Genomic DNA, 25,562 nt, shown 5'->3' with positions numbered 1-25,562 from the left:
TATCGTGACTACACGCATTGAGAATGCCATTGACTGGCCGGTGTTTATGTCGAGACACGATATGTTGTGGACAACGCGACCGATCAGCTGGGATGAAGGGGCTTTTCTTGGAAACGGCATGCTCGGAGCGATGATCTACAGTGAAGAACATCGGGATAAACGGAATGTACTGCGTTTTGTGCTTGGACGTTCCGATATAACCGCATCACGTCCGGGTGCAGAGGCTTTTCCGGTACGCGTGCCTATTGGCGAACTTGCATTGGAGCTGGAGGGTTGGATTTATCAGCCCTACGAAATGCGGTTGGAATTATGGAACGCGGAGCTCCGGGCGGTTATACCGACAACGAAGGGAGAAGTCAGAATTCGCGCGCTTATTCATGCATTAGCGCCTGTACTTGTCTTGGAGCTCGATGCAGATGAAGGTGAACTCCATGCGAAGCTGAAATGGTACGCCTATCCGGAAGTTGACCCAATTTTGAAGAACGCGGACGGGATCAATCTCAACCAGTATATACCTGATACCACCGTTCAGCATATAGAATCCGGTGAGGTATCGATCGGCATACAGGAATATGGAAGCGGGGATGGCTGCACTACGGCTTGGGTAACTCATCGTCCTGACCAGTATGAGCAGGGAGTGGGAAGCTTGCATCGTCAGATCTGCATCTTAACCGTAATGAATGGCACGGACGATTCCGTTCGTGATCAGGCGATACGGGAACTTCGGGCTGTGCCGAACTCAACCTCAGGCTGGGAAGCCTGGATTCATGCCCATCGCAGGTGGTGGCATCATTACTATCCGGAAAGCTTCATTTCCATACCGGATCAGCAGCTGGAAAGCTTTTACTGGATACAGATGTATAAGCTGGCGTCTGCAACCCGGGCGGACTCCTTCCCTATCGATAATCAGGGGCCGTGGCTCACATCTACGCCATGGCCTGGATTATGGTTCAATATGAACGTTCAGATGAGCTACTCTCCGATCTATACGGCGAATCGCCTCCATCTGGGCATGTCGCTGATTCGTTCCTTACAGGGGCAGCAGGACCAACTGATCCGTAATGCTCCCGAAGCTTACCGTGCGGACTCCGCAGGACTCGGTCGAAGCTCAAGCTATGATCTGGACAGTCCGGTCACGGATGAGGTGGGGAATTTAACTTGGGTGATGCATAACTGCTGGCGTCATTACCGTTATGCCATGGATGATCAAATGCTGCGAAGCTTGGTATATCCTCTTTTGCGGCGCAGTGTAGGTTTATATTTGCACCTTCTTGAGGAAGGACAGGACGGCCGCCTTCATTTACCTCCCACAGTCTCACCGGAATACGGGTCTTTCAAGCAGGTGAAGACAGCTGATTCTCATTATGATTTAGCGCTGCTGCGCTGGGGATGTGAAACCTTAATCCGCTTGGCGGATCAGCTTGGTGTTCATGATCCGCTGCACGGTCGCTGGCGTGAAGTCCTTGAGCGATTGGTACCTTTTCCGGTGGATTCATCCGGATATATGATCGGCGAGGGACAGCGTATGGAATTCGGACACCGCCATTTCAGCCATTTGATGGCGGCCTTTCCACTGCATATCGTCGGCGATACCGAAGAGGAGAAGGCGCTGATTCTTCGCTCGCTTCGGCATTGGATCGGCCTTGAAGGAGATTTGCGCGGATTCAGTTTTACCGGAGCCGCCTCCATCGCAGCCAAGTTAGGTTTAGGAGATGAAGCCCTCGCGTATTTGCGAAGCTTAATGCATCTCATTAAACCGAACACCATGTATAAAGAAGCGGGACCGGTCATCGAAACCCCGCTCGCCGGGGCGGAATCGATCCATGATATGCTGCTTCAGAGCAGAGGAGAGCGGATATACGTTTTCCCGGCAGTGCCTAAACCGTGGCCGGAGTCGGTATTCCATCAGCTGCGGGCAGAAGGAGGTTTCCTTGTTAGCGCCGTTCGGGAGGAGGGGCGCACGGCTTGGATACATATTTGCAGTCTTGCTGGAGAACCCTGCCGGATCGTAACGGATATGGTCACATCTTCGGACGACGGCCTGGTTATTGACATCGGGGGAATATCCAAGGAGTGTGTGATCCAGGCAGATGGGGTGATCGATCTAGCTTTGAAGCCTGGTGAGGAAGCCTATATTTACAGGGCCAATTGGAGCGGATCCACTCTGTTCCACATTTCGCCTGTTCCTGCTGAGATGGGCAAATGCAATCTGTTTGGCAGTCGCAAACCGTGGAGATTGTATGGGATTCCGCATTAAACCGTAATCAGTCATACCCCTGCAACCGTATTCGTCTTAAGAGCAGCCTTATCCCTATGAAGGCTGCTCTTGTTATCACAGGAGGCAATAAGGAGGAGGAAAATCACATGTTCAACATCCTTCGTAAATATAACTGCAGCGTCATTGTGGCATGGCTGTTCTCTTATGTCACCGTATTAATGGTGCCGATTCTGATCAGCTTTGTGCTGTATTCATTCTCATACCATCAAGTGAAGAGCGAGACCAATCGGGCAAACGAATTGCTTCTTCAGCAGATGGAGATGTCCATCGACAGCAAGCTGAAGAGTTTGGAGCGTTTAAGCCTGGAAATCGCACTGAACAAGGGAATTTCGGCTTTTTCCAGCGTGGAGTTACCCCTTCGTGATCCTCAGTATTACGATGTGTTCAACATTTCGGAAAGCCTGCGAACCTATAAAAATGCAAACGATTCGATTGAGGATATTTACGTGATGTATTTGAACAGTGATACGGTGATTTCAACGTATGGTCATACAAGCGGCAGGGGGCTCTATCAGAAGCTGAGGCAGAATGACGAAACCTCCTATGAGAAGTGGATGGGACTGTTCGAGCAAAGATATGTAAACGTTTACAAGTCTATGGAGTTTAAAGATGGCCTTCAGAGCTTCCCGGTGGTCGTATTTGCTCATTCTCTCGTATTTAATTCACCGGCCCAGCCCCCGGCAGTGGTTCTGTTCTTGATCAAGGATTCGAAACTAATCGAGAGCGTTCCCCGGCAAAAAGATGCCAGTATGTTCATTATAGATGCGGATAGCCGGTATATCGCCGCATCACGACAGGATCCGGCCGTACCTGCTCGTCTGAGTTATGAGCAGCTTCAAGGAGACAGCGGAATGATCTATATGGATTCGGACGCGGGGCAGTTCGCGGTTTCCTACATCACGTCCCAAGTAACCGGATGGAAATATGTATCCGTGCTGCCAGCGGCATTATTCAATGAGAAAATGAAAGATTTACTCCATCTGACATGGATCAGCATCGCCCTGAGCTTGTTTATCGGAGGTATGGTTACGGTATTGTTCTTACGCAGAAACTATATGCCGGTTCAAGTGATGCTGCAAAGTTTATCCAAGCAATTCGGTCTGAGGTTTGACGGAGGAGCCAATGAATATTCGTTCCTGCAGGGGACGATTCAGCAATATTTTCATGAAAAGGAAGATATGCAAACGGCGCTTCACAAACATCGCAATACAATCCGAGCGCATTTATTGCGGCGTCTGTTAAAGGGATATGCCGATCATGATCAGTCTCTCCATACAACGCTGCCTGCTCACGATATACAGTTTCAATCCGACCGATCTGTTGTCCTGCTGATATCGATCGATCATTATGGCAAGTTTGAACAGTTTGGCATTCGTGGGCTCCCGGATCAGAAGCAGCAAATGCTTTATTTCATACTAACAAACGTGCTTGAGGATACGGCTGCCGATGAAGCGCTTGTGTTCACGACAGAAATGAACGATGCGCTTGCTTGTGTCGTTAATTTCAAAGCGAGTTTGCCAGAGGAGCAAAGAGTATTGAATCGAATACTGGCTCAGGTTCAAGATTTCATGCGAAAGCATATCGAAGCAGAGCTTACGGTGGCTGTCGGCCAGGTTCATTCGAATTTGCACGAGATCGCTCTTTCTTATCAAGAGGCGCAGGCCGCGCTTGAATACCGGATTGTGATGGGGAGCGGACAGTTCATCCCATATACGGACACTCTTATGGACAGGAGCACCCAAACCCGTCAATTTTATTATCCTTTGAGTGTCCAGCAGCAGTTTATTGGCTTGGTGAAGAGCGGGAACTACGACAAAGCGGAAGCCACTTTGGATGAAATATTCCAAGCCAACTTTTCCAAGCACCCGGTTTCGGTTCCACTCGCCAAATGCCTGATGTACAACCTGGCAAGCACGATGCTGAATACGCTTGAGGAAGTGAGAGCGGGCAGCAAACGAACATATGAAGAAAATTTCATCGATGCGGATCTATTGCTAGAGTGCGATCATGTTCCGGAGATGAAGGAACGGATGAAACAGTTGCTTGCGCAAGTGTGTGAATGGATTCTGGCTGAGAAACGAAATCACCACCGTTATTTAATCGAAGATGTTCGGCAGTATGTCCAAGAGCATCTGTATGACCCGAAATTGAATATTTCTATGATTGGCGACGCGTTTCAAATGACCCCCTCTTACGTATCGAGACTGTACAAGGAATTTACAGGAGAAGCCTTGCTGGATACCATTAACCACCTCCGTCTGTCTAAGGCGAAAGAACTGCTTGTTCTGCAAAAGCTTACCGTCAATGAAATCGCCAGCCGGGTCGGTTATGCGGATGTCAGCACGTTTTTGCGAATCTTTAAAAAATTCGAAGGCGTGACCCCGGGAAAATATCAGAAAGCCGCACTGTAAACCGGATTTTTCATAAAAAGCCATCGATTTTTAAGGAATTGCCTGCGATTTTAGATTTTGTCTATGGTAAGGAACACGGGTTTTATTGAACAATGACATCGGATAGGGCAGCATGCAGGCTTTATCCGACACCTAATCTTACAATCGGGGGAATGATGATGGTTCAACGTTTGCTGGTCAAAGACAGCTTGTTGCGAAATGTAAAGTCAGGACTGACCGCCATATTGTTAACAAGTCTGGTGCTGGCGGGATGTACGTCGGGAAGTAAGGATAACACGCCGGATGCTAAGCCGAACGAGGCCGGGAAGGGTACATCCACTGCAATCGGTTCATCGTATCCGCTAAATACAACCGAATCGATCACGTCATGGGAAATCTTGAACATGAATGCGGTAACCTTCTATTCCAACCTGGCAGATACGCCGTTTGGGAAAGCGCTTGTCGACAAAACAGGTGTTCAGGTGGAGTATATTCATCCGAATGATCAGCAGACGGCTGAACAATTCAATCTGATGATCGCGTCCGATGAGCTTCCGGATGTCATTGAATACGACTGGACCGGACGAAGTGCGGGATCTTATCCGGGCGGACCGGAGAAGGCCATTCAGGACGGCGTTATTCTGGAGCTCAATGATCTGATTGATCAATACGCGCCGAACCTGAAGAAGAAACTCGAAGCGGATCCGACGCTTGACCAAATGGTCAAGACAGACAGCGGCAAATATTATGTATTTCCCATGATTCGCAATCCGTCCGGGCTGGTCTTCCGTGGCCCCATGATCCGTCAGGATTGGCTGGATGAACTTGGTCTCCCAGTTCCAACAACTATAGAGGAGTGGGAGAAGACGTTAATCGCCTTTCGCGACGAGAAGGGTGCCAAAGCACCGCTCAGTGTAACTTACACTGGAGGGAATTTTGAGATCCGCGATGCTTTCATCGGAGCTTACCGCACATCAAACTCCTTCTATGTGGACGATGAAGGAAAGGTGAAGTATGGACCCATAGATCCGCAGTATAAAGATTTTCTGGCCTTATTCCGCAAGTGGTTTGCGGAAGGATTGTTTGACAAGGATTTTGCGCTTACCGATACCAAAGCGTTGGATAACAATATTCTGACCGGGCAGACCGGAGCAACGGTAAATCTCCTCAGCGGCGGCATGGGAAAATGGATGGATGCCATGAAGGAGCAGGATCCGAAATTCAAGCTCGTTGGTGCTCCATATCCAACGCTTCTTAAAGACGAAGTTCCTTTTATTGGACAACGGGATTTCAAGTACAATCCGGGACCAAGCAAAGCCATCACAACCGCTGCGAAAAATCCGGAACTGATCGTACGCTGGCTTGATTATGCTTACAGCGATGAAGGCGCGATGCTCTTCAACTTCGGCATTGAAGGAGAGAGCTACGTGATGGAGAACGGTGCTCCGGTGTATACCGATTTGATTAAAAACAATGAAAAATACAATCTGCAGCAGATGGTATCGCAGTATTCCAAGCCGAATGGTCCCTACGAAGCGGATGAACGTCGGAACTGGAATACGTTCCCTGAACAGGATGAGGCCGTGAAAGTGTGGGCGAAGACGGATGCCGAGAAGCATATACTGCCTGGCTTCCTGACGCCTACCGCTGAAGAAAGCAAGGAACTTGGCAAAATTCTAACCGAAGTCAGCAACTATAAAGAGGAAATGTTTGTCAAGTTCATTGTCGGCAAGGAGCCGATGGAGAGTTACGACAAGTATGTGGAGCAAATCAAGAAGCTGGGGATCGAGCGCGCGGTTGAAATCTATCAAAGCGCTCTGGATCGATACAACAGCCGATAACGAAATCTTAAGCGAGGGGAATGGAGCGACTTCATTCCCCCAATAATTTGATACTTCAATAGACAGCACAAGAGGAGTGAGAACGGCATGGCGAAACTTCCGCCTCCGACACGCACGTCAATTCCTTCAAACTCGGCAGGACTGAATCCTCGAAATTGGGGCTTGCTGAAGGACATTAGTAAAAATCGTTTCCTGTACATCATGTTAATTCCGGTACTTCTATACTTCGCGGTATTTCATTATTTCCCCATGTACGGGGCGTCCATCGCCTTTAAGGAGTTCTCACCACGCCTTGGCATCATGGGAAGTCCATGGGCCGGCTGGGAGCACTTCGAATCGTTTTTTAACGGCATTTATTTCTGGCGGGTTGTCAAAAACACGCTGTTAATCAGCTTTTATGAACTGCTCTTTGGCTTCCCTGCGCCCATTATATTGGCGCTTCTGCTGAACGAGGTGAGAAAGACCGCGTTTAAACGCACGGTTCAAACCATAACGTATATGCCGCATTTTATTTCGCTGGTCGTTGTTTGCGGCATTATTAAGGAATTCACGATGAGTGACGGTTTAATCAACGATATGTTGGCTTTTTTCGGATGGGAACGGGTCTCCCTTCTGCTGGAATCTGAATATTTCCGGGCCCTCTTTGTCACCTCCGGAATTTGGCAGAACATCGGTTGGGGGACCATCATCTACCTTGCAGCCCTGGCCGGTATCGACCAGGAACAATACGAGGCCGCGAAGATCGATGGAGCCAATCGGTGGAGGCAGATGTTGAACGTGACTTTGCCTGGGATCATGCCTACGATTATCATCCTGTTCATTCTTGAGATCGGCAGGCTGATGAACGTTGGCAGCGAGAAAATCATCCTGCTCTATAATCCGTCAATCTACGATACCGCTGATGTCATAAGCACCTATGTGTACCGGGTCGGGCTGCAGGAATTCAATTACAGCTTCAGCTCGGCAGTAGGGCTGTTCAATTCGGCCATCAATTTCACGCTTGTCATCGGCTCAAACTGGCTGAGCCGCAGAATGAACAAAACCAGCTTGTGGTAGGAGGTGAAAGGAATGGAATGGAGAGCTGGGAACAGGTCGGTCGGTGAAAAGCTGTTTGATGTTTTTAATTACGTCTTGTTGACCGTAATCACGTTATGTACGTTATACCCATTGATTTACGTGCTGTTTGCTTCCTTGAGTGATCCTACCCGTTACATGCAGCATTCGGGGATTCTGTGGAAGCCGCTGGATATGACGTTTAATGCTTACCGGCTGGTGTTTGATAATCCGATGATTATTCAAGGATACCTGAATACGTTCCTTATCGTTTCTGGCGGCTTGGTGCTCAATATCACATTGACGGCGTTCGGAGCGTATACACTCTCCCGCAAGGGACTGCGCTACCGAAAGCAGCTGATGCTGTTTATCGTATTCACCATGTTCTTCAGCGGTGGTTTGATTCCGCTGTATTTTACAGTGAAAGGCCTGGAGCTCACCAATACGCTGTGGTCCTTAATTATCCCGCAGGCCATATCCGCATTTAATCTGATTATCATGAGAACGGCTTTTGAAGCGGTGCCTGATAGTCTGGAGGAATCGGCCAAGATCGATGGAGCCAATGAATTCGTCATCCTGTTCCGGATCATGATGCCGCTGTGCATGCCGGTTATCGCCGTCATGCTGCTGTATTACGGTGTCAGCCACTGGAACTCATGGTTCCAGGCCATGATCTATTTACAGGATCGCTCCCTGTATCCTCTTCAGCTCGTCCTGCGAGAGCTGCTGCTTCTGAATGATGCAAGCTCCATGGCAAGCGGAGCGAGCGGAGGGGAGGTCGCCGTCATCGGCGAAACGCTGAAGCATGCGACCATTATCGTAGCAACGGTGCCGATTCTGCTGGTCTATCCGTTTTTGCAGAAGTATTTCGTGAAAGGTGCTCTTATTGGAGCCATTAAAGGATAACGACAGGAGGATATGATGAGTAACTTCAAGATTCAACATGAACTCGACCTGGATATGTGGTGGAATGGTGCTCGGTTGAAGGTGGACCGAATGTTGGCTAGAAAGCCTGAACTTGCTCCGCATGCGGCCAAGGACGGTGAGTACGACGGCTTGACCCTGGACAACTGGATATCAGGGTTTTGGCCGGGCATGCTGTGGATTTTTTACGATATGACTGGAGAGGCGAAGTACCTGGAAGCGGCTTGGGAGTGGGATATACGGATGGAACGATTGACGCTGGAAGAGAGTCGCTTCCATCATGATGTCGGGTTTCAGTATTTGCCGACAGCTGTATTGAAATATAAGTTAACCGGCGATGAAGACGGCAGAAGGCGAGGGCTTGCGGCGGCTAACTTTCTGGCCGGACGATTTAACTTGGCTGGACAGTACATCAGGGCATGGAACAAGGATCTCCCGGGCTGGGCTATTATCGATTGCCTCATGAACCTGTCCCTCTTGTACTGGGCTGCCGAAGAAGGAGAAGACCCGAGATTCCGCCACGTTGCGAATGCCCATGCGAATATGGCTTTGCAGCATATGATCCGTGCCGATGGATCTACCTGTCATGTTGCTGTGTTTGATCCGGAAAGCGGGGAATTGCTGGAATATAAGGGATGGCAGGGCTATGCCCCGGATTCCTGCTGGTCGAGAGGGAATGCGTGGGCGCTGTATGGGATGGCTAACGCTTACCGTTACACGAACAATAAGGATTTTTTGTACGCCGCGGAGCGGGTAGCTCATCATTTTATAGCTTCCTTACAGGGGCATGGGGTACCACCATGGGACTTCCGGATACCGAATCCCGACACCGAGCCTCGTGACACCTCCGCTGCGGCCATTGCCGCTTCCGGTTTGTTGGAGCTTGCTGCCTTGACAACTCCGGAGGTTGGGGCTGTATACCGGAAATCCGCAGAGCGAATCGTCCTGACTTTGTCGACGGAGTATGCAGCATTCCAGGCTCCTGAGCATGAGGGGATCCTGTTTGGCGGAACCGGCCATAAGCCGGCGGATACCAATATCAATGTGTCGCTTGTTTATGGGGATTATTATTACATCGAGGCTCTCGCGAAGCTTCGGGGCTGGACCCATCGCGTATTCTGATTGGTTGGGGACGTTAATATTCGAAGAGAGGTGAACGGATATGCAAACGTTATTAAACGCATTAAACCATCGGTATCACAGATTGATATGTATGGGGCTGGTCTCGATCCTTTTGGTCGGAACACTGGTGATGTCGCCTTCAGAAGCCCAAGGGGCATCGAGCGATGCGGAAGGGAGCAGCAGCTTGAAGCGGATCGAGAGCACGGTAACGGCAAGCAGCTACCAGCCGGGCACGAATTACGTACCGGGGAATGTATTGGATGGGGTATGGGGCGAGGACGGGGAGAGCCAGCAAAGCCGCTGGTCCGCTTCCGGTCAAGGTCAATGGCTGCAGTTTGATCTAGGCACGGAACAAACCGTCACTTATGTGAACATTGCCTTTCTGAATGCTAGAGAGCGTCAATCCAGCTTTGAGATATTAGCTTCGAATACTGAAGATTTCCAATCCAGCACCGTTGTTTTCGAACGACAGTTCAGCCGGCAGCTGAAACCGGAAGACAGCATCATGCAAACCTATGTATTACAGCGTCCGGTGAAGGCCAGGTATTTGCGGTTGATCGGATATGGCAATAACGCCAGCGGAAGCTCGGGAAACTGGAACAGTATCATGGAAGTAGAGCTTTACGGAGGGAAAGTGCCGGGTGAACCTCCGGAAGAGCCACAACCACCGCTTCCTCCAAACGCTGGCGAAGAGAAGGAGGAAGACGTGAAGCTCCCGGAGATGAAGCGAGTTTCGGTCAGTACGGCGGAACAATTGCAGCAGGCACTGGATCAGGCTGTGGCCGGTACGCTGATTGAACTGAAGGATGGGACCTATGAGCAGAACGGTCCGTTTGTTGTGAAGGATAAACACGGCTCTGCGGTCTATCCGATTCGGATTACCGGGAAGTCCGGCAAGGCTATCATTAGTGGGAATAGTTATATGCACATTGAAAATTCAAGTTATGTTGAAGTAAGCGGACTCACGTTCCGGAACGGGATCGGTGATGAGAATGGAAACCAGACCTTGAATGACCGTGGATTGGCCCATCGGGCGCTTACAGGGGTTCATCCAGGGATTCAGCTGGAAAGCTCCAGCCGAATCTCCATTTTGGGCAACACCTTTGCCTTGGATGAAACAGGTCAGCCCTATCGATTTAAAGCTCAAAACCGATATGTTTGGTGCCTGCTCAATGTGGAGAACAGCTGCCGGTACAGTGGAGAACGGTATGACCCGAACGGAGAAATATATGATGGATTAACGCCATATGAAGATCCGAATCTGATTACGGACAATGGCACGCACAGACATTATATCCGAGTCGAAGGAACGAGCAGCCATAACTGGATCGCTTATAATGATATTGGACCGAAGAAGGGCTTTGGCGCAGTCGTGATATATGATGGTGAAGGGCATAGCGGACAGCATATATCGCAATACGACGTCATGGAGTATAACTATTTTCACGGCATTGGTCCCCGGGTAACCAACGGGTTGGAAGCCATCAGGCTCGGGCTTTCCAGTACCTCGCTCTCCTCTGGTTATATTACGGTTCAGTACAATTTGTTTGACGGGTTTAACGGTGAAGATGAAGTGATCTCGGTGAAGAGCAGTGACAATATCATTCGGTACAACACGATTCGTCATTCATACGGCGGGATTGTGTCACGACATGGAAACCGCAACAGCTTCTACGGCAACCATCTGATTGGTGATGGAGTGACACCGGGCAGCAGCGGGTTCCGGATATATGGCAACGATCACAAAATCTATAACAATTACATGGAAGGTCTTACGGACAAAGTGATTCGTCTTGATGGAGGAACACATGACGGCGGACCGGAAGGCAGTACGAATCCCATCGTTCGTTGGGGTGGAAACCAAGAGCAAACTGCACGGCTTGGCGATCTGCCGGCCGAACAAAGAACGGAACTTTTGTGCGGACATTGGCGGCAGTATAACGTCCAGATCTACAATAATACCATCGTGAATGTCGGTAATCAAACGACGACTTTCAATCTGGGCGGCAGAACATATCAGCCTGTAGGGACTAAGATATACAACAATCTGATATTTAGCCATGCAGGTACGATGTTTCATGAAACCGATGCAGTGATACAAGCACCCGACCAGGAACGGGCTGTGTACAAGGGAAATATGCTCTCCGGGAACGCACCGGTTTCTAACAATCCCATCGTGGACAGAGAGATGACCAAACAAGAACTTCATTTGGTGCGCAGCAGGGATGGTCTCATCCGTTTATCCGTCTATAGCCCAGCCGTGGACGCTGCCCTGACTCCATACGTTGCAGCGGACGACATGGATGGCCAGATCCGCTATATACCTGACGTGGGGGCAGACGAATATGCGCCAGGCAAGCTGCGGGCCAATCCTCCGCTTACTGTCCATGATGTAGGCCCGGAAGCCTGGACGAAATGAAGGTGAGTTCCATGCTCGGCTGTTTATGACAAACGGGACCATCATTCTGCCTTCATCCCGATTCTTCGAACTTTGGTCGTCACACGATAATCAAAGGTGATGTTTTTATAGATTTCACCCCATTGCTCTGCAGATTTAACATGGCTTTTCCAATACGATGGTTTCTTGGCTCTTACCAATTCGCCGAATCCGAATATATCGGATTCTTTTTTTTGCGTCTTTTGGATTAATCCGATTAACAATTCTTTAACGGAATGCTCATTCTCGCGTGCAATTTCTTGAAGAATTTTCGAGTTATTGATCGGGATGGTATCGGTGTTTTTTTCTTCAACATTAATCTCCGTCAGCGCCGTGATTGTAAAATGGGGAATACCGTTCTTGATATCGACTTTAACTTCCGATTCCCGGTTCGTCGCATGGATCGTAACGACCTGTGAATCGTTCCCTAGATGAATAATTCCGCGGTATCCTGCCGGACTGATTCCTTTGATGACCAGGTATCCGGCAATTTCAATCGGTTTTGTCACGCCTACCATTTTGGCTCCTTTAAAAAAAGCCATTCCGCTGACTTCCACGTTATCCCCCTTCATGATTTGGATATAAGGGAGAAATCCTTCCTGACCTTTCTTTGAAGAATTGCTCCAGAACGCCCCAATGTAGTTACTCGGAAATTTGCCATGCTTTACGGCATCGTCCAATGTGGACGCTAGATACAGCGCCGGGACACGCTCCAATTTTGGTGCTGCCTGCATATGATTTTTTGCCTTCCCTTTCGACACCATCAACCAAGCCATACGGCGAACTTCTGCGTTACGATGAAGATAGTCGTTCAAATTCTGCAATCCTTTTCTGGCAAACTCTTCCGATACGACAATGACGCGCAGATGGCCAAAAAACAATTTTCCGGATATTTGCTGCTGTAAATTCATCATGGCATCGTCGACCGTGTGCCCTACAACATCAAGCACCCACACGGTTTCTTGTTCACCTTCTCCCGAACCTCCACCTTCACCTGGCCCGAGCGGTATTCTGCCGGGAAGAGCAATTTGCACGGATAGTTGAATTAATTCCTGTTTAGGTGCCGGGTATTTCCCGCGAAGATGAGATATTTCATCCTCACGTGCATCGGCATCCTTATCCGCTGTATCGATCGATATTCCCAGAACGACAGCACGCTCTTCAATCTCCATCCGATCCCAGCAGCTTGTCAGGAGTGAGCAGGATAGAAGAAGGACGATCATGAATTTTACGTTTAGGCTAACGCTTATTCTTTTCCTCATTGAAATCCTCCTAAAACTTTGTAACATGCTCACTCACACTAGGGCTTTGACAAGTATGACACTTAGAAACAATACCGTTCCGATCACAATATGGATCCAGCCCAGTATACGAGATACCTGTTTCTCCTTGGCCATGTTCGATTGTTCATACTTATATTTATCGATGAACAGATTGAACATACCGGATAACACCCAGACCAAGATGGCGACATCCAAATAACCGCTGTAAAGATTTCCGATCATTTGGGCGCACCTCTTTTTTTACGCAGCATGGCGATGATAAGCAGCACTCCAGGATATACGATCGTTATCAGCAGCCCGAATTTGGAGATCAAGCCGTTCACTTCGTTCAATTGAATCAAGCTTTGGGGCAGCATGGCCAGAACGAACAGAATGGGGAGGATGAAGAAGGACAGCATCCCATGATCCGCTAATCGGAATAACTTGCTTATTGAGTAAATCGTAAAGTAGTAGCAAGAGAATAAGGATGTAAATACAGCCGTTACCCAGACGGCAAGAAAGACCGCATCCAAACGTTCCAGTATATTGGCAGGTAATGAAGTTGCTTTTGCCAGCTCCAGCGTCGGCCATAACAGCTTCTTTGTCTCTTCTGCCCCAAACACGCTAACCGTTGCCGTGACGATTAATATATACAGCACCCCGGTAATCAGCATCGCCCATATGCTGGATCGCATCGCTCTTTCCGGTTTGCACATGGCAGGGATGACCATCATCATAATAAAGTATCCTTGGAACATGGTGGACAACGTAATAATACCTGCCGGTATTCCTCGAATTTCATTCCCCATCACAGGAAGAACATTGACGATGTCCGCGTTTTTTAACGACAGGGCGACGATCAACAGCGCAGGAATTAGGATGAAGGGGCTGTAAAATAAGTGAATGTAAGCAAAGGTCATGATATTTCGGCGTGAAGAAAAAGCAGCCAGGAGCAGCATGACCAGTACAGTTACTTCAAGCGGCGTATTTCTCAAAACGGCTGTGACAACAACCTCTCCGAATTCCCTTGCAACAAGAGAGCTTAAGACGGCAAAGAAAGCAATCGATAGAAGGCTTCCGATTCTACCAAGCCATTTGCCGATGATGACTTCGCTATACTCGATGTAAGAGTCATTCGGGAACCGCATGCCAAGCCGGGTCATAAAAAATAGTCCGACAAACGCAAGCAGCACTCCCAAAAAAGTGACTAACGGAGCTCCTGCATCCGCGGCCTTCACCGCAGCCAAGGGGAGTGCAAGAACGCCTACTCCAACGATGGTGCTAATCGTAACGGCAGAAGCCTGCAAGACAGTGATTTGGCGCTGTTCACTCATGGTTAACGCCCTTTCTCGTCGTTAGGATGAACGGGATCCATAATATGGGATGAAGAATGATCCACCTGTTCCTTCATTTGATCACCCATCCTTGTCTTGCTCGTCGGATGGAGGAAGGAAGGCCGGTTCTTCATCTTCCACAACGGCCCACGGGTCAGGAGATCCCGCATGCCTTGAAAGTTGCCAGGCACAAAGGGGCTTAAGTACGGGACCCCGAACGATTTAAGTGACAATAAATGATTGGTGATCAAAATGATTCCGACCATGACGCCATATAGACCGAAGATACCGGCTAAAATGATCAGCGGAAATCGAAGCAAGCGAAGAGCTAGAGCCGCATTGTAGGCCGGCGTTGCAAAAGAGCCGATAGTCGTTAAAGCGATAATAACGACGGTTATCGGGCTCGCGAATCCGGCCGCTACCGCAGCCTGCCCGATGACAAGCACGCCGACAATGGATAATGCCCCGCCGACCTGTTGCGGCAAGCGTATGGTTGCTTCCCTTAAGACCTCCATCGAGATTTCAATGACAAGCACTTCGATCACGGCTGGAAAGGGTACGCCCGCACGTCCACCGGCAACGGCGACCGCAAATTCTGTGGGGATCAGCTCAGGATTGAATGAAATAATCGCCACATACAACGAGGGAAAGACCAATGAAAATACTAGAGCAACCAGACGGGACAGTCGGATCGCACTCATCAGGACGAATCGTTCGGTATAATCTTCAACGGTCTGATAGAACTGGCTAAACACGGTTGGCGCGATTAAGGCCAGAGGGGAGCCGTCCACTAAAATGGCGACTCTTCCTTCCAGCAAATTCGCCACGACTTTGTCGGGACGCTCGGTATACTGGATTTGCGGAAAGGGAGACCAATGGTTGTCTTCGATGAATTGCTCCAAATAACCTGAATCCAAAACGGCGTCGATTTCAATGGCATCCAGCCGCTTTTGTACTTCTTTTATGATTCCGGGATTGGTTATGCCGTCCATGTAACACATGGCAACTTTGGATTTGGTCTTCGTTCCGATCTCCATGGATTTCACTCGAAAATCCGGCGTTTGCAGCCGATAGCGGAGTAGAGAAATATTTGTTCCCAGGGACTCTATAAATCCCTCTCTGGCCCCGCGGATGACCTGCTCCGTCGCCGGCTGCTCAATAGAGCGCTGCGTGGTCTGCCGTGTGTCAATGATAATCGCCTCGTCCAGCCCTTCAATGGCTACGACGGATTGCCCCCTTAGCAGGTTGTCGGTAAGAACGGATATTTTTCTTTCCGTATAACCCTCGCTATGATAAAGCGTATCTTTCATTATGGTTTCCATTAACGCATCATGCGGGAGGTTATGAACATCGATATGGCGCGGCCCATATTTAAGAGGCTTCAATATCGTGTTATTGATAACGGCATGATCCGTCATATCGGAGAAATATAACAATACAGCCGGATGCTGGCCGAACACATGGAAGCCATATACCATAAAATCGTCACTATCACCCAGAACTTGCTTGATTTCGGATATGGTTTCTTCCAGGTTTGCCGATATATCCATATCCTCTGAGTTCTTCCCATTTGGATTGGCAGAAATATGATCGCTATTGTTGGGTTGGTTCGAACCCGCCCATGTGGAAAATGACATTGTACCAACACCTCTCCTGATTCAACGGGGCTCACAGCATTTGGATATTTTACTTAAGTATTTCCTCCGGTTGTTATTTTTATCAATGGAAGCAGTCTAAAATGTGTTGTATTTAATATATGAATGCGATATATTGCATATAACAAACATGAATAGTAAGGATGATAAACGATGCCAGTACCTAAGAATTTTGTCTCTCCAGTTCGGATGACTGCAAAGGAAAGAGCCTTCTCCCAAATTCAACGATGGATTATCGATGGCACGTTGCAGCCCGGCGAGAAATTGCTCGACGCCGAATTGGCGGAATCCCTTGGCGTAAGCCGGACGCCTATCCGGGAAGCTTTTCAACTGCTCGAAGTACAAGGACTCGTGTCCACCCACCCTGGGAAAGAAACAAAAGTTACGGCCATTGAGAGGGAAAATATCTTTAAGATGTATTCGACCATGGCTGCTCTTCAAGCATTAGCTGCCGAAGTAACCGCTACCATTATTGTTCCGGAGCAGATTCAGCAATTGCGGGCGATGAATCTGGAATTTGAAAATGCCATGAAGAGCGGGCAAGCTTATCAAGCCATGGAGATGGATGAACAGTTTCATAACTACATCGTGGAGCTCTCAGATAATCCTTATGTCGCCGCATATAGTGCTTCTCTACAGATGCATATCCGGCGGTTTAAGTACGTGTTCTTAAAACAGCCGATCGCGGCTACACAGGCTTCTGTCGATGAGCATGCATCGATTATCAGCGCTTTCGAGCAGAAAGACAGTGATCGGGCACAGGCCATGATGAAACAAAATTTCATGCGTCCGATGCAGGAACTCCATGAGTTACTTTAAATAGAGGGGAGAGGGAAGAATGACAGACAAAAAAGATTTACGCATTCGCAGTAAGGTAATCAGCGAGGGTGTCAATCGGGTACCGAACAGAGCGATGCTGCGGGCTGTTGGTTTTACGGATGAGGATTTCAAGAAACCGATGATTGGCGTAGCCAGCACTTGGAGCGAGGTGACTCCGTGCAATATGCATATAGACAAGTTAGCCTTAGAGGCCAAGCAAGGGGTACGCAACCATGGTGGCGCTCCGCTTATTTTCAACACGATCACGGTTTCGGATGGCATTTCAATGGGACATGGCGGCATGCTGTTCTCCCTGCCCAGCCGTGAAGCCATCGCGGACTCGATTGAGATCGTGACGGGGGCTGAACGTTTCGATGGTCTTGTGGCGATCGGCGGTTGCGACAAGAATACGCCCGCCTGCCTGATGGCGATCGGACGGATGAATATTCCTGCGGTTTACGTTTACGGCGGTACGATACAACCCGGGAAGCTCGAAGGCAAGAACGTGGATATCGTCACGGCTTTCGAAGCGGTCGGCCAATATCATGATGGAAAAATGACGGACGATCAGCTTCATAAGGTGGAATGCAGCGTCTGCCCGGGACCGGGCTCTTGCGGGGGCATGTATACAGCCAATACGATGGCAGCGGCGGCAGAAGCCATGGGGATGAGCCTGCCCGGTTCCTCCTCTACGCCGGCTATTTCACCTGACAAAGCAGCGGAATGCGCTGCGGCTGGAAGGCAGGTCATATCGCTGTTGGAGCAAGAAATCTATCCCAGAGACATTATGACGAAAAAGGCATTTGAGAATGCGATAACGGTCGTCATGGCATTGGGCGGTTCAACCAACGCGTTCCTGCACTTGCTTGCCATTGCTCATTCGGTAGGCGTTGATTTGACGTTAGACGATTTCGAGCGAATCCGTTTGCGCGTTCCCCACCTTGCAGATCTGAAGCCGAGCGGTCGACATGCCATGCAGGACTTAAACGAAGTCGGCGGCATACCGGGCGTCATGAAATTATTGCTCGCCGAGGGACTTCTGCATGGCGATTGTCTGACGGTCACAGGCAAATCATTGGCAGAGAATCTGGCGGAAGTTGCGCCGTTACGGGGCAGCCAGGAAATCATTCGCCCCATCGATAAGCCGCTGAAGCCGAATGGGCCATTGGTTGTATTAAGAGGCAACCTCGCACCTGAAGGTGCGGTTGCCAAAATGTCGGGCATGAAGAAGCTGCGTTTTGTCGGACCGGCTAAGGTGTATGACAGCGAGGAAGAGGCAACCGAAGCGATCCTGAGAGATGAAATACGCAAGGGCGACGTGTTAGTCATTCGTTATTGCGGGCCCAAGGGCGGACCGGGGATGCCGGAGATGCTGTCGGTCACGGCCCTCATTGTAGGAAAGGGTCTCGGCGGGGAGGTTGCGCTGATAACGGACGGCAGGTTCTCTGGCGGTTCGCATGGCTTCGTCGTCGGTCATGTATCGCCTGAAGCACAGGTAGGAGGGCCGATCGCGCTGCTGAGGAATGGAGACATGATCACCATCGACAGTGAAACGCAAGAAATGACGTTCGACGTATCGGATTCCGATTTGGCTGCAAGGGCACAAGCATGGCAGCAGCCTCCTCTCAAAGTTTCCACAGGCGTATTATACAAGTATGCTCGATTAGTGTCCTCAGCATCTAAAGGTGCGGTTACTGATTCTGCAGAATAAGGGATTGCACAGCATGATATATGGTTTTAGCTTAACAAGCTCTTGCGATTTCGCAAGAGCTTGTGTCATGAGTAAGCTGTTGTGTTTTTGACAAAAATGCATCATAATGCTGACAAAAAAGCATACGGAGACTAAAAATTATTACTCGGGTATGTTATGATTTTTAAACCATTATTTTGCAAGCGTTATCATTAGGACTGTACATAGCACTTTGAAATTTCCTGTTAGTCGTGTTCTTTACATCCAATGCCAAGAAGGAGCAGACGATATTGGCAACATTCAAATCCAAAATACTCATATACAGTTTGCTGCTGGGATCCTTCCCGACGATTCTTATAGGATTCTTCTCTTATTTCATTGCCGCCAAAGACGTGGAGGAGAAGGTGAACGAGGGCAATATGCATCTGCTGAATCAAACCCGGATGAGGGTGGAGCAGGTGCTCGATTCCATGCAAAGAACCGCCTTGCAGTTTGAGAACTCTTCGCTGCTGAAGTCTGTGATGGACAGCAAGTTAAGCGGACAGGATTTTATTAAGGTCCGGGAACTGATGAAGGAAATGTTCAACCTGCAGACGCAGACCATATTAAACCAGGTGTATGTCGTCAATCTAAAGCATGAATGGGTCGTCGATTTAAATTCACTCAAGCCGCTGGATGGCATGAACAGAGCCGATTTCGACCGGTATCTGGATACCAATGAAAGCATATTCTGGGCAACGGGACCTGGCGAAATTTCACAGACTGCCAATCCTGTGGAGACGGATCCTTGGAACAGTGCCGAACAAACGGCGACGACTCTTCGGCTGGTGCATAAAATACCGCTGCTGTCGAAGAACGCCTCCCCCTCCGGTATTTTGATCCTGCAAATCACCGCTAAAGATATCCGAAGCATGCTGGAGCCCGTCAATTTGCGGGCCACCCAATATATCCTGAACGAGCAGAGTGAAGCGTTCCTGTCGCCGGCTCGGGATCGGGAGGCATACCGCTCGATCAATGGAGAGGTTTCGACAAGGATTCAGCAGTCCGGTCAGCTCCAAGGGGCATTTCACGCAGAGAGTGAAGGCAAAAAGGTGAGCGTACTGTACGCCAAATCGAATTATAACGGGTGGACCTATGTATCCGTCGTATCGCTGGATAAAGTGACCGCTCAGACGGGAAACATTGCGCTGATTACAGCCGCAGCCTGTTTCGGGATTATTGTGACCGTGCTGATCGCCTCCTTGTTTGGCAGCCGAAGGATGTATTCTCCAATCCGCAAACTCCATGAGTTCGCGACGCACGTTCAGCCGCAGCAGACCGATGACAACCGAAAAGATGAGTTTGAGTTCATCCGGGAGAGCTTGACCTTCCTTGCTGTTTCAAGAAACGAGCTGGACAAACAGATGAAATCCCAGACGGTTCATCTTCGGGAATTCTATGTCCTGAAGCTGTTTACCGAGCAGATGTCCGGTGTCGATGACCATTACGCCTCCGAACGCTACGGGTTTCCAAAGGGCTGGGGGAGTCTCGGCGTGCTGCAGCTTGAGCTGGATAACCTTCAGCAATCGCGGTTTCAGGAACAGGACCGGGAGCTTCTTCTGTTTGCAGTAAGTAATATCGTCTCGGAAACCTTGCCCGAAGAGGCACGCTTCAGCCCGATCGTGCTGAATCATTCCCAGGTTACGCTGCTAACCTGCAATGAGGAGGATGCCGAAGCCGGCCTAGCTTTGTTCTATGAGACCGCTCAGCACATCAAAGCCAAGGTTCAGGAATACCTCGGGCTCGAATGCAGCATCGGCATCAGCCATCCGTTCAAGCGGTTGTCTGATGCGAAGCGTGCTTTTAAAGAAAGCAGCCATGCACTCAGATTGCGCTTTATTCTTGGATCGAATATTATTGTCCGTTATGCCGATATTGAGGATCAAGGCAATGCAGAGAAGACGGCATACACGAAATTAAGACTGATTGAGGATCAGATGATGCTTGCCATGGAAGAACGACAGCTTGAGAAGGTGGAGCAGCTGTTTCAGCGTTTTTTGGATGAATTGCTGTGCAAGGACGGGTTTCATCAAGAGCATCATTTATTGCTGCTGCAGCTGGCGTCCAAGACCGTTGGCATAGCCCAAGAGCAAGGACAGTCGATGCAGCAAGTATGGAATGGCAAAGAGGAGCTGAAGCATCTCTTCAGGCTGCAGACACGAACCGAAATTGCGAGCTGGTTCCACTCCAGATTGTTTAAACCTGTAATCGGAATGTTGGAGGATATAGCCGATAAACAGTTCGTGAACATCACCCGCCGAATCGTCGAAATCGTGCAGGAGCAGTATGATCAAGACATTTCGCTCGAATACTGCGCGGCGGTCATGAATTTTAATCCGGCTTACATCAGCCGGGTATTTAAGAAAGAAATGGGCGTCTCCTTCAGTGAATACATAAGCGAGTACCGAATGAATATCGCCAAAAATCTTCTAGCCACGACCGAGATGAAGGTTTCGGAAATCGGTCGGAAAGTGAGTTACACGAATATCAGCGCCTTTATTCGTACGTTCCGTCGTACGTTTGGTCTGACACCCGGCCAGTACCGGGAGCAGCTGCACAGTGAAGAAGGTTAGTGGATGATAAACACCTCAATTCAAAGATGAAGACACATCCGGCATGATGGGCTCATCTCATGTTAATACACCATCAAAGAATCCAATGAAGCTGTTCCATCCGTAGCGTGTTTTGCGGTGATGGAGCAGCTTTTTTGTCCCAAAAAAGCTCGTACAGGGATACGGAAAATAGTTACGGGATCATTCAGTGCGCTACTAATGTACAGCATGAAGATCCAGCTTCATCTGTATGTCATATGCGGCACACAGCAGGTGGAATACGGCATATGCGGCGAAAAACGGTAATATCCCTACTTCCTATCCAGGAAAGGCAATTATCGAAGGTTGGTGCATGAAGTCATGAACGGAGTATAGCCGGACACGAAGACTGTGACGGATAATAAATCATGAAAACGCATACAAGCAAGCAACAAGAACGAGGTTCATACAGGCAATGCCAATGTTTCCGAAGCGAGTTTTGCTCGAAGATGATTCAGGAAGTAACGCTCACAAAACTTTGAGGAGAGGTGCTATGAAATCTAATCAAACTCCGGCAGCAGCAGGCCCGCAAGTAAAAAGGGAACTGCGCCTGGAGAAAAGAAAGCTATTATTGAGGGATTTGATCAGGGACAGGTGGATGTATCTGATGCTGCTGCCCGGTGTGCTGTATTTTATCGTGTTTAAATATGTTCCGATGTACGGGGTGACGATGGCTTTCCAGGATTACAAGCCGCATACCGGATTCTTCGGCAGCCCGTGGGTCGGGTTCAAGCATTTCGAGCGCTTTTTCAGTGAGCCTCAGTTTTGGATGCTCTTTCGTAACACCATTATTCTAGCAGTATACAACTTGATCTTTTTCTTTCCGTTGCCGATTATTTTGGCGCTCATGCTGAATGAGTTAAGGCGGGAACGCTTCAAAAGATTTGTCCAAACGTTGATCTATATCCCGCATTTTGTATCCTGGGTTGTCGTTGTAGGTATTTTCTATATTTTGTTTACGACCGAGAACGGCATTCTTAACGAAGTTATTTATCAAATAACGGGAGAGAAAATCGCATTCTTGCTGGAGAAGGATTGGTTCCGAACGATGATCGTTTCCCAGTCGATCTGGAAGGAAGTAGGCTGGGGTACCGTGATTTTTCTTGCCGCCCTTGCAGGCGTAGACCTGCAGCAGTATGAAGCCGCACGGATCGACGGAGCGGGACGCTGGCGTCAGCTGTGGCATATCACGCTGCCGGCCATCCGCAGCACGATCATCATCTTGCTTATTCTCCGTTTAGGAAATTTTTTGGACTCGGGATTCGAGCAAATCTTCCTGATGATCACGCCGACGAACCGGGAAGTGAGTGAAGTATTCGATACGTATGTGTACACCAAAGGGATGACGCAGGCGCAGTACAGTTACAGTGCCGCCGTCGGCTTGTTCAAATCCTTCGTCGGATTGATACTGGTTCTCGGATCAAACTGGATGGCCAAGCGATTCGGGGAAGAAGGCGTGTACTAGAAGGATGCCGCGGATGCATTTTTTCGAAGATGACAGGAGGGAAATATCGTGCGTCAAGATCAAACCTGGGGCAATCGCCTGTTTGATATCATCAACCACTCCATTTTATTTATCGTAGCGATCGTATGTATTCTTCCATTCGTTTATGTGCTGGCGGTTTCCTTTGCCAGTCCGGCCGAAGTCGCCAAGGGCGGGTTGATTCTTTGGCCCAAGGAATGGTCGCTCGTATCGTATCAATATATTTTCTCGTCGGATACACTGCCGCGAAGCCTGCTCGTTTCAATCTATATTACGGTAGTAGGAACGCTGATCAACCTTGCGTTTACCTCGCTGATGGCTTATCCGTTGTCCAAGCCTCATCTCCGGGGCAGAAATCCCATTCTGCTGGGCGTATTGATCACGATGCTGTTTAGCGGGGGGATGATCCCAACGTACTTTGTCGTGAACGGGTTAAATCTGACCAATACGTTGTGGTCCTTGATGATACCAAGTGCCATCAGTGCGTTTAACCTGATCGTGCTGAAGAACTTCTTTCAGCAAATTCCCGACGGACTGGAGGATTCGGCCAAAATCGACGGCTGTAACGACTTGGGGGTTCTGATACGGATCGTGCTTCCATTGTCCCTTCCGGCCATGGCGACGTTTGGTTTGTTTTATGCGGTTGCCCATTGGAACACGTTTTTCAATGCGATTCTGTACATCAATGATAACGAGAAGTGGCCGATTCAGGTCCTGCTCAGGGAAATCGTGATTTTGGCACAGAGCCGGGTGGGGGATTCCAGCTTTGACGAAATGGACGTGCAGCCGTTAACGATCCGTATGGCGGTCATCGTCTTTGCCACCGTGCCGATTCTGCTCGTGTATCCTTTTCTGCAAAAGCATTTCGCAAAGGGTGTCATGCTGGGCTCTGTGAAAGGATAATCGGTTCGATGCGTTCCTTCTTCCCAAGAGGGGTTTCAATAGAAATAAAAAATGATGGAGGGGTAATGATGAAGAAAAGATGGATGACAACCGTTATAACGATGCTGGCGGGGATGATGCTTGTGACGGCTTGTGGAGATAAAAGCGGCGGGAGCGGGGTCAATGGGGACGGACCTTATCCGCTTACCCTGGTGGTTAATCAGGTTGGGGAAATACCCGACCCGAACAATCCCATGGAGGAGAAAATACGCGAATACACGAACACAGATCTGCGGATTCAGTGGATACCTTACTCGGCATACGACGAGAAGGTTAACGTCATGGTCGCTTCCAATGAACTTCCGAAGCTGATTAAGCTGAACTATACGCCAACGACGATCAGCTCGCTTGAAGCCGATCTGTTCTGGGACATCACATCCCATTTGGAAAATTATCCGAATTTGGCTGTACAGCCAAAAGCCTATTATGACAACATCAGCGTGAACGGCAAAGTGTACGGCATCCCCTTGTTCCGGGACATGGGCCGGGCGATCGTCAGCTACCGCAAGGACTGGCTCGATGCAGCCGGCTTGAAGGATCCTGTCACCCTGGATGATTGGTATGAAATTATCCGGTACAGCACGGAAGAGGACCCCGATGGCAACGGAAAAAGGGACACCTACGGAATGATGCTGGACAAAGGCTATAACCAGGGTACGGCATCGACGTTGACCCGGCTTGCCGTTTCCCAAGGCGCACCTAATAAATGGGGCATCGACGAACAGGGCAATTTCTATCCGGAGTTCGAATCCGAGCAGTTCTTCGAGGTGATGAAGCTGTTCAGAAAATTATATGAAGAGAAGCTGATCAACCAGGATTTCGCCGTGGTCGATTCCTCCGAGCTCAATAAGGTGTATGAATCGGGACGCGCGAATATCCGGATCTCCGGCGGCAACGGCCAATCGCTGCAAACCAAGCTGGAGAAGGTCGTTCCGGAAGCGGTTGTCGACGTATCGGCGCTGCAAGGACCTGAAGGCGTTCGGGTTCCGGGGGAAAGCGGGAATACCGGTTTCCTGGCGATCCCGAAATCAACGGTCAAGTCTGAAGAAGAGCTGGCTAAAGTGCTGACCTTCGTTGACAAGCTGCTGGATCCCGAGATGGTTAATGTCATTAATAAAGGCATCGAAGGCGTCCATTACGAAGTCGAAGGAGATTTTACCGTAACGATCGATGCGGATAAGGACGCTAAAGAAGTCAAGCCTTATCGCGATACGTTTCCGCAGCGGGGCGATTTGTACAACATGGAGAAGAAACCGAAAGGAACGGAGCTGTTCAACAAGAACAAACAAATCGTGTATGAGAACGAGAAATATATTGTGTCGAATCCGGCACTTACCCTGAAATCCAATACGTATAATGAACGCGGCGGAGAGCTGGAGCAGATCATCACCGATGCGCAAACCAAGTTTATTATGGGACAGATTGACGAGGCCGGCTGGAAAGCCGAGGTGGAGAGATGGAGAAAGAGCGGCGGTGATCAAATGGCTGCGGAATATAAAGAGTCCTACGAGAATCAAGAATAGAGGTCATTCATTATGAAAACGAGAGACAAAGCGGGCAAGTAAAAGGAAGTGCCTTTGGCGTACTTGGCTGCTTTGTCTCTCACTACTTATAAGCTGAATTCATGATCGAAAGAACATTTCACACGGCTGCGTTATATGCAAATCAGTCATTCAACTTATAAAGAGAGGCAAATTAGGAG

Annotated in this window: 17 protein-coding genes; 13 read left to right on the top strand and 4 right to left on the bottom strand. The window is 49.2% G+C overall.

Annotated elements, in window-relative coordinates:
• Positions 1-4: 4 nt before the first annotated feature.
• From PLA01S_RS32260 to PLA01S_RS04190, 7 genes are all read left to right on the top strand, one after another.
• Positions 5-2,257, top strand: a complete 2,253-nt coding sequence (locus PLA01S_RS32260; RefSeq protein ID WP_218033638.1) for a glycosyl hydrolase family 95 catalytic domain-containing protein — start codon at positions 5-7, stop codon at positions 2,255-2,257.
• Between the two features lie 107 nt (positions 2,258-2,364).
• A complete protein-coding gene (locus PLA01S_RS04215; protein ID WP_164817296.1) occupies positions 2,365-4,689 on the top strand; it encodes a helix-turn-helix domain-containing protein in 2,325 nt (774 codons plus the stop codon).
• Between the two features lie 158 nt (positions 4,690-4,847).
• A complete protein-coding gene (locus PLA01S_RS04210) occupies positions 4,848-6,509 on the top strand; it encodes an extracellular solute-binding protein (RefSeq protein ID WP_246059317.1) in 1,662 nt (553 codons plus the stop codon).
• 87 nt (positions 6,510-6,596) lie between these two features.
• The gene (locus tag PLA01S_RS04205) at positions 6,597-7,565 is read left to right on the top strand and encodes an ABC transporter permease (RefSeq protein ID WP_174819186.1); all 969 of its coding nucleotides are present in this window, start codon (positions 6,597-6,599) and stop codon (positions 7,563-7,565) included.
• A 12-nt stretch (positions 7,566-7,577) separates the two neighbouring features.
• Positions 7,578-8,468, top strand: a complete 891-nt coding sequence (locus tag PLA01S_RS04200; protein WP_127590226.1) for a carbohydrate ABC transporter permease — start codon at positions 7,578-7,580, stop codon at positions 8,466-8,468.
• Between the two features lie 15 nt (positions 8,469-8,483).
• The gene (locus PLA01S_RS04195) at positions 8,484-9,608 is read left to right on the top strand and encodes a glycoside hydrolase family 88 protein (RefSeq protein WP_246059316.1); all 1,125 of its coding nucleotides are present in this window, start codon (positions 8,484-8,486) and stop codon (positions 9,606-9,608) included.
• A gap of 40 nt (positions 9,609-9,648) precedes the next feature.
• Positions 9,649-12,027 (top strand): chondroitinase-B domain-containing protein, encoded by a 2,379-nt coding sequence (locus PLA01S_RS04190; protein WP_127590225.1) that lies wholly within the window; start codon positions 9,649-9,651, stop codon positions 12,025-12,027.
• A 41-nt stretch (positions 12,028-12,068) separates the two neighbouring features.
• Here PLA01S_RS04190 and PLA01S_RS04185 read toward each other — a convergent pair whose 3' ends face one another.
• The 4 genes from PLA01S_RS04185 to PLA01S_RS04170 are packed head-to-tail and all read right to left on the bottom strand — an operon-like array spanning position 12,069 to position 16,278.
• Positions 12,069-13,307 (bottom strand): Ger(x)C family spore germination protein, encoded by a 1,239-nt coding sequence (locus tag PLA01S_RS04185; protein ID WP_127590224.1) that lies wholly within the window; start codon positions 13,305-13,307, stop codon positions 12,069-12,071.
• A gap of 33 nt (positions 13,308-13,340) precedes the next feature.
• The gene (locus PLA01S_RS04180) at positions 13,341-13,550 is read right to left on the bottom strand and encodes a CLC_0170 family protein (RefSeq protein ID WP_100536922.1); all 210 of its coding nucleotides are present in this window, start codon (positions 13,548-13,550) and stop codon (positions 13,341-13,343) included.
• On the bottom strand, positions 13,547-14,641 hold the full coding sequence (locus PLA01S_RS04175; protein WP_127590223.1) for a GerAB/ArcD/ProY family transporter: 1,095 nt from the start codon (positions 14,639-14,641) through the stop codon (positions 13,547-13,549). Before PLA01S_RS04175 ends, PLA01S_RS04180 begins: the two co-directional genes overlap by 4 nt.
• Positions 14,642-14,643: 2 nt before the next feature.
• A complete protein-coding gene (locus PLA01S_RS04170; RefSeq protein ID WP_127590222.1) occupies positions 14,644-16,278 on the bottom strand; it encodes a spore germination protein in 1,635 nt (544 codons plus the stop codon).
• A 171-nt stretch (positions 16,279-16,449) separates the two neighbouring features.
• Here PLA01S_RS04170 and PLA01S_RS04165 point away from each other — a divergent pair, with 171 nt between their 5' ends.
• The 6 genes from PLA01S_RS04165 (at position 16,450) to PLA01S_RS04140 (ending at position 25,383) form a co-directional block, all read left to right on the top strand.
• Positions 16,450-17,115 (top strand): GntR family transcriptional regulator, encoded by a 666-nt coding sequence (locus tag PLA01S_RS04165; RefSeq protein ID WP_127590221.1) that lies wholly within the window; start codon positions 16,450-16,452, stop codon positions 17,113-17,115.
• 19 nt (positions 17,116-17,134) lie between these two features.
• Positions 17,135-18,826, top strand: a complete 1,692-nt coding sequence (ilvD, locus tag PLA01S_RS04160) for a dihydroxy-acid dehydratase (protein ID WP_127590220.1) — start codon at positions 17,135-17,137, stop codon at positions 18,824-18,826.
• Positions 18,827-19,095: 269 nt separating this feature from the next.
• A complete protein-coding gene (locus PLA01S_RS04155) occupies positions 19,096-21,417 on the top strand; it encodes a helix-turn-helix domain-containing protein (protein WP_127590219.1) in 2,322 nt (773 codons plus the stop codon).
• A gap of 511 nt (positions 21,418-21,928) precedes the next feature.
• Complete coding sequence (locus PLA01S_RS04150) at positions 21,929-22,900, top strand: ABC transporter permease (protein ID WP_127590218.1); 972 nt, start codon at positions 21,929-21,931, stop codon at positions 22,898-22,900.
• Positions 22,901-22,948: 48 nt separating this feature from the next.
• Positions 22,949-23,821 carry a carbohydrate ABC transporter permease gene (locus PLA01S_RS04145; RefSeq protein WP_127590217.1) on the top strand — a complete coding sequence of 291 codons (873 nt, stop codon included), beginning with the start codon at positions 22,949-22,951 and terminating at the stop codon, positions 23,819-23,821.
• 68 nt (positions 23,822-23,889) lie between these two features.
• Positions 23,890-25,383 (top strand): extracellular solute-binding protein, encoded by a 1,494-nt coding sequence (locus tag PLA01S_RS04140; RefSeq protein ID WP_127590216.1) that lies wholly within the window; start codon positions 23,890-23,892, stop codon positions 25,381-25,383.
• Positions 25,384-25,562 lie beyond the last annotated feature (179 nt).

This window comes from Paenibacillus lautus NBRC 15380 (assembly GCF_004000945.1).
GTDB lineage: Bacteria > Bacillota > Bacilli > Paenibacillales > Paenibacillaceae > Paenibacillus_AQ > Paenibacillus_AQ lautus.
The sequence above is the reverse complement of the archived record's forward strand: the minus strand, read 5'-3'. Positions and strand labels throughout refer to the sequence as shown.